Below are 8652 nucleotides of genomic sequence, written 5' to 3'. Positions count from 1 at the left end.
CCGTCGCGGCCGCCTCGGCTGCCTCTGCCTCTGTCGCGGTCGCGGTCGCGGAGCAGCTCGACCGCACCTCCCGGATCATCGCCGCCTCCGCGGACCCTGCGGACATGCGACGCCGCATGGGTGCGGCGGCGCTGCAGCTCGACGGTGCATCCGATCCGGCGCGGAGCGCGCGCTGGCGCGCAGTCGTCGCCTCCCGGCTGCCCGATCAGCGCTGGCCGGCGCGCGATCTGCGCGTCGTCGCCGTCGATGCCGCGGACGGATCCCCGGTCGTCTTCGATCGCGACAACGGGATCGAGCTCGCGGACGCCGTCGCGGCGAGTTGCGCGAGCGGCGCCCCGCATCGCGCCTGCGGCCGCTCCTTCATCGACGGCGGGTACCGTCGCAACGAGAACGCGGATCTCGCGGTCGGCAGCGAACGGGTGCTCGTGCTGTCCCCCTTCGGCGGGCGTACCCGCCACCCGATCGAGTGGCGCATGCAGCTGGCGGCGCAGGCGGACGATCTGCGCGCGGCGGGCAGCACCGTCGAAGTCGTCGGGCCCGACGAGGAGGCCGCGCGGCTGATCGGAGCGAACGCGATGGATCCGTCGCTGCGTCCGGGCGCGGCACGGGCCGGATTCGCGCAGGGCGTGGGGCTCGCCGATCGGCTCGGCGCGTTCTGGGGCTGAGCACGCGGACGGCCCGCCCGGATCCGTGGGGATCCGGACGGGCCGTCCGTTCGCGGGTCCGCCCCGCGATGGCTCTGCCTACTCGGCCGAGGCGCGCTCGATGACGAGCTCGCGCACGCGGCCCGCGTCCGCCTGCCCGCGCATCGCCTTCATGACCGCACCGATGATCGCACCGGCGGCCTGCACCTTGCCGTCGCGGATCTTGGCGAGCACGTCCGGCTGCTCGGCGAGCGCCGCGTCGACGGCCTCGATCAGCGGGCCGTCGTCCGACACGATCGCGAGACCGCGGGCGTCGACGATCTGCTGGGCCGTGCCCTCGCCGTCGATGATGCCGGCGATCACCTGACGCGCCAGCTTGTCGTTGAGGGTTCCCGCTTCGACGAGCTCGACGACCGAGGCGATCTGCGCGGGCGTGATGAGGTCCGTGGGCGCGGCGGAGCGCTCCTTGGCGATGCGTGCGATCTCGCCCATCCACCACTTGCGCGCGGCCTGGGCCGGCACGCCGGCGGCGACGGTCGCCTCGATGTCGGTGAGCAGGCCGGCGTTCACGACGTCCTGGAACTCGAGCGCCGAGAACTGCCAGTCCTCGCGCAGCCGGCGGCGGCGCAGGGTCGGGTGCTCGGGCAGCGCGGCGCGCAGTTCCTCGACCAGCTCGCGCGACGGCGTGAGCGGAGCGAGGTCGGGCTCCGGGAAGTACCGGTAGTCGTCGGCGTCGCTCTTGGGACGACCGGGCGAGGTCTCGCCGGTGTCCTCGTGCCAGTGGCGGGTCTCCTGCGTGATGGAGCCGCCCTCGGAGAGGATCAGCGCCTGCCGCTGGATCTCGAAGCGGACCGCGCGCTCGATCGAGCGCAGCGAGTTCACGTTCTTCGTCTCGGTGCGGGTGCCGAGCACCGACATGCCGGCGTCCTCGTTGCCGCGGGGGCGCAGCGAGACGTTCGCGTCGCAGCGGATGTTGCCCCGCTCCATGCGCGCGTCCGAGATGCCGAGCGCCACCACGATGTCGCGGATGGTCGACACGTAGGCTGCCGCGATCTCGGGGACATCGGCCTCACCGCCGAAGATCGGCCGCGTGACGATCTCGACCAGCGGAACACCCGCTCGGTTGTAGTCGACGAGCGAGTATTCGGCGCCCTGGATCCGACCGGTGGAGCCGCCGACGTGGTTCAGCTTGCCGGCGTCCTCCTCCATGTGCGCGCGCTCGATGGGCACGTGCACGACACGACCGGAGGCGAGCTCGATCTCGACCGAGCCGTCGTGCGCGATCGGGTCGTCGTACTGCGAGATCTGGTAGTTCTTGCCCATGTCCGGGTAGAAGTAGTTCTTCCGGGCGAAACCCGAGACCTCGGCGATGCCGCAGCCGAGCGCGAGGCCCAGGCTGATCGAGGAGCGCACGGCCTGCTCGTTGACCACCGGGAGCGAGCCGGGCAGGCCGAGGCAGACGGGGGCGAGGTTGGTGTTCGGCTCGGACCCGAAGACGTTCGGCGCCGTGCTGAACATCTTGGTCTTGGTGTTGAGCTCGACGTGCACCTCGAGACCGATGACCGGCTCGAAGAGTTCGAGGGCGCGGTCGAAGTCCATCAGCTTGGTCTTGGCCATTATGCGCCAGCCTTTCCGGTGAGTGCGGGCGCCTGGGCCCAGAACGGAGCGCCGTCGCGCTCGGCGATGAGCCGCTCGATTGCGGCGCCCGCGCGGTACAGGCGGGCGTCTTCGAACGCGGGGGCCATGAGCTGCAGGCCGACCGGCAGGCCGTCCTCGCTCGCGGTGCCGATGGGCAGGCTGAGCCCCGGGATCCCGGCGAGGTTCGCGGGGATCGTCGTGGCGTCGTTCAGGTAGTCCTGCATCGGGTCTCCGCCGTGCTCGCCGAGCTTCCACGCGGTGGTGGGCGCGGTGGGCGAGGCGATCACGTCGACCTGCGCGAACGCGTTCGCGAAGTCGCGCTGGATCAGCGTGCGGACCTTCTGCGCGCTGCCGTAGTAGGCGTCGTAGTAGCCGGCGGAGAGCGCGTAGGTACCGAGGATGATGCGGCGCTTGACCTCCGCGCCGAGCCCGGCCTCGCGGGTCGCGCTCATGACGCTCTCGACGGTGCCGCCGCCCTCGGGCGCGACGCGCAGGCCGAAGCGCACGGAGTCGTACTTCGCGAGGTTGCTCGAGGCCTCCGACGGGAGGATCAGGTAGTAGGCGGCGACCGCGTACTCGAAGTGCGGGGCGTCGATCTCGACGATCTCGGCGCCCTGCGCGGTGAGCAGCGCGAGCGCCTGCTCGAAGCTGGCCTTCACGCCGGGCTGCACGCCGTCGATCATCAGCTGCTTCACCACGCCGACGCGCAGGCCCTTGAGGCTCGACGGATCGACTCCCCCGCGCGCGGCCGCGGCCATCGAGGGCCACGCGAAGTCGAGCGAGGTCGAGTCGTGCCGGTCGTGACCGGCGATCACGTCGTGCAGGAGCGCGGTGTCGAGCACGGTGCGCGCGCAGGGACCGACCTGATCGAGCGAGGATGCGAGCGCGATCGCGCCGTAGCGGCTGACCCCGCCGTAGGTCGGCTTGGCACCGACCGTGCCCGTGAGCGCGGCCGGCTGGCGGATCGAGCCGCCGGTGTCGGAGCCGAGCGCGAGCGGAGCTTCGAAGGCGGCCACCGCGGCCGCGGACCCGCCGCCGGACCCGCCGGGCACCCGGTCGAGCGACCACGGGTTGTGGGTGGGCCCGTACGCCGAGTTCTCGGTGGCGGAGCCCATCGCGAACTCGTCCATGTTGGTCTTGCCGATGGAGACGAGACCGGCTGCCCGGGCCTTCGCCACGGTGGTCGCGTCGAACGGCGAGCGATACCCCTCGAGGATCTTCGATCCCGAGGTGGACGGCATGTCGGTGGTGACGAGCACGTCCTTGACCGCGAGGGGCACGCCGGCGAGCTCGCCGAGCGCCTCGCCCGCCGCACGGCGGGCATCGATGTCGCGGGCGGCCGCCAGGGACGCCTCTTCGTTCGTCGCGAGGAAGGCGTGCACCGCGCCGTCGACCTCGGCGATGCGGTCGAGGTGGGCGCGGGTGGCCTCGACGGAGGAGACCTCACCCGAGGAGATCTTCGCGGCCAGCTCGGCCGCGGTCAGCGTGATCAGATCGTTCATGTCGTCCTCTACTGCTCTTCGCCCAGAATCGACGACACGCGGAACATGCCCTCGGCCGCATCGGGCGCGTTCATGAGCGCCTGCTCCTGCGTGAGCACGTCGGAGACCTCGTCGGGTCGGGTGACGTTGCTCAGCGGGATCGGGTGGCTGGTGGCCGGCACCTCGGGGGTGGCCACCTCGCTGACCTTCGCGATGCTGGTGAGGATCGATCCGAGTTCGCTCGTGAGCGAGGAGACCTCGGAGTCGGTGAGGGCGATCCGGGCGAGTCCGGCGAGATGCTGCACGGTCTCGGCCGTGATCTCGCTGCTCGCCGCGCTGGGTTCAGGCATGCTGCTCCAGGGGTGAAGAGGGGCTTCGGGAACCCGTCCATCCTATCGAGCGCGGGCGGCCTCGGTTCGTGGGCGCTCCCGAACCTCTCATGTCGCGAACGGGAGCGGCACGTCGGTGCGGGCGCCGTCGACCGCCCAGAGCCCCGAGCAGCCGCGTCGGTGGCTCGAACGGAGGTGGACGTCGACGACGCCGATGGCGCTCATCAGGGCGTAGACCGTGGTGGGCCCGACGAAGGAGAAGCCGCGGCGCTTCAGCTCCTTCGCGAGCGCGACGGACTCCGGAGACGTGCTCGGCACCTCGGCATCCGTCTCGGGCAGCGGAGAGCGCTCGGGCATCGCCGCCCAGACCAGACGCGCGAGGTCGCCGGCCTCCGGGTCGTGCCGCAGCGCGAGCGTGGCTCGCGCGTTGCCGATCGTGGCGAGGATCTTCATGCGGTTGCGGATGATGCCCTCGTCGGCGAGCAGCCGTTCGATGTCGGCTTCGCCGTACCCCGCGATCGCCTCGGGCTCGAAGCCGTCGAACGCCGCCCGGAAGGCTTCTCGCTTGCGCAGGATCGTGATCCAGGAGAGCCCCGATTGGAAGGCTTCGAGCGTGAGCCGCTCGAACACCCCGCGCTCGTCGAAGACCGGCACACCCCACTCGGTGTCGTAGTACTCGGTGAGCATCGGCGACTGCAGCGCCCAGGCCGCGCGGGCCAACGGCTCGGCTTCGCCGACGCTCACCGCGGAGGTGTTCGGGACTTGGTCGAGTGCTTCGGTGGTGTCGGTCACCGGTTCTCCTTCGCTCGGGATTTCCCCTCAGCGTAGGGATTCCCGGAAGCCCCAGAAGACGAAAAAGCGAGATCTGTGGATAACTCGCCGGGAGGCGCTCAGCCCTCCGAACGGAGCTCCTCGGGAGTCGCGGAGTCCTCGGCCGTTGCGGGCGCGCCTGCCGTCTCACCGGCCTCGGTGTCGCCGAGGCCGAGAGCAGCGGGGCCCTCCGAGACGAGCACCGCGAACTGGCTCGCGTCGAGCACCGGGATGCCCAGTTCCTCCGCCTTCGCGAGCTTCGAGCCCGCACCGGGACCGGCGGCGACGTAGTCCGTCTTCTTCGAGACGCTCGACGCGGCCTTTCCACCGGCCTGGATGATCGCCTCCTTCGCACCGTCACGGGTGAATCCGTCGAGGGAACCCGTGGCCACTACGGTGAGTCCGGCGAGCACGCCGCCCTCGGCGACGGCGGCGCCCGGCCCGGGATGCCCCGGCGTCGCCCACTGCACGCCCGCCGCGGTCCACCGCTCGACGATCTCGCGGTGCCAATCGACCTCGAACCACTCGAGCAACGACTCCGCGATGATCCCGCCGACGCCGTCGACCGCGGAGAGCTCCTCGACGCTCGCGGCGCGGATCGCGTCGAGCGAGCCGAACCAGTCGGCCAGCGCTCGCGCGGCGACCGGCCCCACATGCCGGATGTTCAGCGAGACGATCAGCCTCCAGAGCGGCTTGGTCTTGGCCCGCTCGAGCTCGGCGAGGAAGGTCTCGGCGTCCTTGGACGGTCGCACGACCCGGTGGTCCTTGCGGAAGCCGGCCTGGCGACGTGCCGCCGCGTCCATCCCTTCCGCCTCGGGCGGGTACTCGACGGTCACGCGCTGGAACGGGGAGCGCCTGCGCGCTTCACCGGTCGCCTCGTCGATCACCGGCTCACCCGTCTCGCTGTCCCGGACCACGACGGTGATCGGGACGAGTTCCTCGAGGGTGAGGTCGAACAGCCCGGCTTCCGTCTCGAGCGGCGGCACGGACGGCACCTCGGGCTGCGTGAGCGCCGCGGCGGTGATCTCGCCGAGCACCTCGATGTCGAGGCCGCCTCGCGAGCCGATGTGCTCGACCCGACCGCGGACCTGCGCCGGGCACGCTCGCGCGTTCGGGCAGCGGAGGTCGATGTCGCCCTCCTTCATCGCGCGCAGCTCCGTGCCGCACTCCGGGCATCCCACCGGCATCTGCCACTCGACCTCGCTGCCGTCGCGACGTTCCAGCACGGCGCCGAGCACCTCGGGGATCACGTCGCCCGCCTTGCGCAGCACGACCGTGTCGCCGATCAGCACGCCCTTGGCCTTGACCACCTGCTGATTGTGCAGCGTGGCCTGGCTGACGGTCGAACCCGCGACCTTGACCGGTTCCATGACCGCGTAGGGAGTCGCCCGACCGGTGCGCCCGACCCCGACGCGGATGGCGAGCAGCTTGGTGTAGACCTCCTCGGGCGGGTACTTGTAGGCGATCGCCCACCGGGGCGCCCGGCTCGTCTCGCCCAGCTCCCGGTGGAGCTCGAGCTCGTCGATCTTGATGACGATCCCGTCGATCTCGTGCTCAAAGTCGTGCCGGTGCACGCCGCGATCCTCGATGAACTCGAGCACCTCGTCGACCGAATCGAGCACCCGCGAGTGGGGCGAGACCGGGAGCCCCCAGGCGCTCAGCAGCTCGTAGGCGTCGGACTGGTTCGCGAAGTCCGGATGCTGCCAGGCGCCGATGCCGTGCACGTAGAGCGAGAGCCGCCCGAGCCGATCACGCATCAGCTCGAGCTCGCGCTCGTTCTTCTTCTCGGCGCGCTGCCGCAGACTGCCCGCCGCCGTGTTGCGCGCGTTCGCGAACTCGGGGAAGCGCACGGTGATCTTCTCGGCGGGGACGCCCTTCGCGAGCTGATCCGCTGCGAACTCGGCCTGGAGCGCGTGCTGGCGCTCGTTCAGCGCCTCGAAGTTCTCGGTCGTGAGGAAGACCTCGCCGCGCGCCTCGAAGAACTCCGGAATTCCCTCGCCCTCGAGCACGCGCGGGATCACCGGGATCAGGTCGACGTTCTCGGTGATGTCCTCGCCGACCCGGCCGTCGCCGCGGGTGGTCGCGGTCTCGAGCACGCCGTTGCGATAGGCCAGTGCGATGGCGAGCCCGTCGATCTTGAGCTCCGTGAGCCACCGCACCGCGCGCCCCGACGACGCGCGGGCCTTCTCGGCCCACTCGCGGAACTCGTCGAGCGAGAAGACGTTGTCGAGACTGAGCATGCGCTCGGCGTGCTCGTGCTCGGGGAACCCCGCGGAGGCGACCGCGGATCCGACCTCCTGCGTGGGGCTGTCCTGGCCGGCCAGCTCGGGGAACGCCCGCTCGAGCGCTTCGAGCCGGTGAAACAGCTCGTCGTATTGCGCGTCCGAGACGAGGCTCGTCGCCTCGGAGTAGTAGGCCGCGCGGTACCGCTCGATCTCGGCGGTCAGCTGCTCGGCCTCGACGCGCGCCGCTTCGAATTCGACGGGGATGCTGCTGTCGTTCTGGGTCACACGCTCATTGTAGGAGCGGCCACCGACATCTCTTCGACGCGCAGCTCCGTACCGGGCTCGGCCGAGGCGAGCGCCCGGTCGATGGTGAACTGCCCGAGCACGCGAGTACCCCGGTACAGCACCGCGGTCTGCCCGGGCGCGACGCCGAGCAGGGGCTCGGCGAGGGCCAGATCGATGTCGACGACGATCTCGTGCGACGCGTCGGCGCGGTGCAGCTCGGTCCGCTCCGCCTCGTCGATCTCGACGAGGCGCGCGACCGCCGGGACCGGATCGGCGTGCGCGCGGATCTGCACGTCGCAGGAGAAGGCGACGCCGGGATCGATCCCCGGCTCCCCCGCCCAGCTGTAGCGTCCGCCCGCGATCCGGGAGATCGCGAGGCGTTCCTTCGGGCCGACGACGACCTGGTTCGAGACGGGTCGGATCGAGAGCACGTAGCGCGGGTTGCCGTCGACCGCCGGGCGGCCGAGCTGCAGGCCGCGCCGCTGGCCCACCGTGTACCCGCGGGCACCGTCGTGCGTGCCGATGACATCGCCGGACTCGTCGACGATCTCGCCCGGTTCGCGATCGAGGTGCTCGGAGAGCCACTCGCGCGTGTCGCCCTCGGGGATGAAGCAGATGTCGTGGCTGTCGGGCTTCGCCGCCACCTGGATCCCGCGCTCCTCGGCCTCGGCGCGGATCAGTTCCTTCGAAGGCGTGTCGCCGAGCGGGAAGTAGCAGTGCGCGAGCTGCTCCTCGGTCAGTACGCCGAGCACGTAGGACTGGTCCTTCGCCCAGGCGCTCGCCCGATGCAGCTCGCGTCCCGCAGGCCCGTCGACGAGCGTCGCGTAGTGCCCCGTCGCGACCGCGTCGAAGCCGAGCGCGATCGCCTTGTCGAGCAGCGCCGCGAACTTGATCTTCTCGTTGCAGCGCATGCACGGGTTGGGCGTACGGCCCGCCTCGTACTCCGCGACGAAGTCGTCGACCACGTCGGCCTTGAAACGTTCGCTGAAGTCCCAGACGTAGAAGGGGATGTCGAGCAGGTTGGCGACGCGGCGGGCGTCCATCGCGTCCTCGATGGTGCAGCACCCCCGCGAACCGGTACGCAGTGTGCCCGGCATGCGGCTCAGCGCCAGGTGGACTCCGACCACCTCGTGCCCGGCTTCCACTGCGCGTGCCGCAGCCACCGCCGAGTCGACGCCGCCGCTCATCGCAGCGAGAATTCTCATCCGTCCATTCTACGGCGACTCCCGGCCTCCGACGC

At 71.0% G+C, this 8652-nt stretch carries 7 protein-coding genes; 1 reads left to right on the top strand and 6 read right to left on the bottom strand.

What is annotated here, in order from left to right; all coding sequences use genetic code 11:
* Positions 1 to 665 (top strand): patatin-like phospholipase family protein (locus XM48_RS10055; protein ID WP_046455669.1); only part of this gene is annotated, 665 nt, incomplete at its 5' end.
* 78 nt (positions 666 to 743) lie between these two features.
* On the opposite strand, the gene gatB is transcribed toward XM48_RS10055, so the two are convergent.
* The 6 genes from gatB to mnmA all read right to left on the bottom strand — a co-directional run bounded on the left by gatB (position 744) and on the right by mnmA (position 8617).
* A complete protein-coding gene (gatB, locus tag XM48_RS10050; protein WP_046455668.1) occupies positions 744 to 2261 on the bottom strand; it encodes an Asp-tRNA(Asn)/Glu-tRNA(Gln) amidotransferase subunit GatB in 1518 nt (505 codons plus the stop codon).
* Positions 2261 to 3784 carry an Asp-tRNA(Asn)/Glu-tRNA(Gln) amidotransferase subunit GatA gene (gene gatA, locus XM48_RS10045; RefSeq protein WP_046455667.1) on the bottom strand — a complete coding sequence of 508 codons (1524 nt, stop codon included), beginning with the start codon at positions 3782 to 3784 and terminating at the stop codon, positions 2261 to 2263. Before gatA ends, gatB begins: the two co-directional genes overlap by 1 nt.
* An 8-nt stretch (positions 3785 to 3792) precedes the next feature.
* Entirely contained in the window at positions 3793 to 4113 is a 321-nt protein-coding gene (gene gatC, locus XM48_RS10040) for an Asp-tRNA(Asn)/Glu-tRNA(Gln) amidotransferase subunit GatC (protein WP_084821110.1), read from the bottom strand.
* Between the two features lie 87 nt (positions 4114 to 4200).
* Positions 4201 to 4884: a DNA-3-methyladenine glycosylase I gene (locus XM48_RS10035; RefSeq protein ID WP_046455666.1), complete on the bottom strand. Its 684-nt coding sequence runs from the start codon at positions 4882 to 4884 to the stop codon at positions 4201 to 4203.
* 98 nt (positions 4885 to 4982) lie between these two features.
* On the bottom strand, positions 4983 to 7412 hold the full coding sequence (ligA, locus tag XM48_RS10030) for an NAD-dependent DNA ligase LigA (RefSeq protein ID WP_046455665.1): 2430 nt from the start codon (positions 7410 to 7412) through the stop codon (positions 4983 to 4985).
* Positions 7409 to 8617, bottom strand: a complete 1209-nt coding sequence (gene mnmA / locus XM48_RS10025; protein ID WP_046455664.1) for a tRNA 2-thiouridine(34) synthase MnmA — start codon at positions 8615 to 8617, stop codon at positions 7409 to 7411. The genes ligA and mnmA overlap by 4 nt, the downstream gene beginning before the upstream one ends.
* Between the last annotated feature and the right edge of the window lie 35 nt (positions 8618 to 8652).

It is taken from the genome of Leucobacter sp. Ag1 (assembly GCF_000980875.1).
GTDB lineage: Bacteria > Actinomycetota > Actinomycetes > Actinomycetales > Microbacteriaceae > Leucobacter > Leucobacter iarius.
The sequence above is the reverse complement of the archived record's forward strand: the minus strand, read 5'-3'. Positions and strand labels throughout refer to the sequence as shown.

Bases quoted from the DNA above. Each gene is read 5' to 3' on its own strand.
- gatB (WP_046455668.1), bottom strand. From the start codon at position 2,261: ATGGCCAAGACCAAGCTGATGGACTTCGACCGCGCCCTCGAACTCTTC.
- gatA (WP_046455667.1), bottom strand. From the start codon at position 3,784: ATGAACGATCTGATCACGCTGACCGCGGCCGAGCTGGCCGCGAAGATC.
- gatC (WP_084821110.1), bottom strand. From the start codon at position 4,113: ATGCCTGAACCCAGCGCGGCGAGCAGCGAGATCACGGCCGAGACCGTG.
- mnmA (WP_046455664.1), bottom strand. From the start codon at position 8,617: ATGAGAATTCTCGCTGCGATGAGCGGCGGCGTCGACTCGGCGGTGGCT.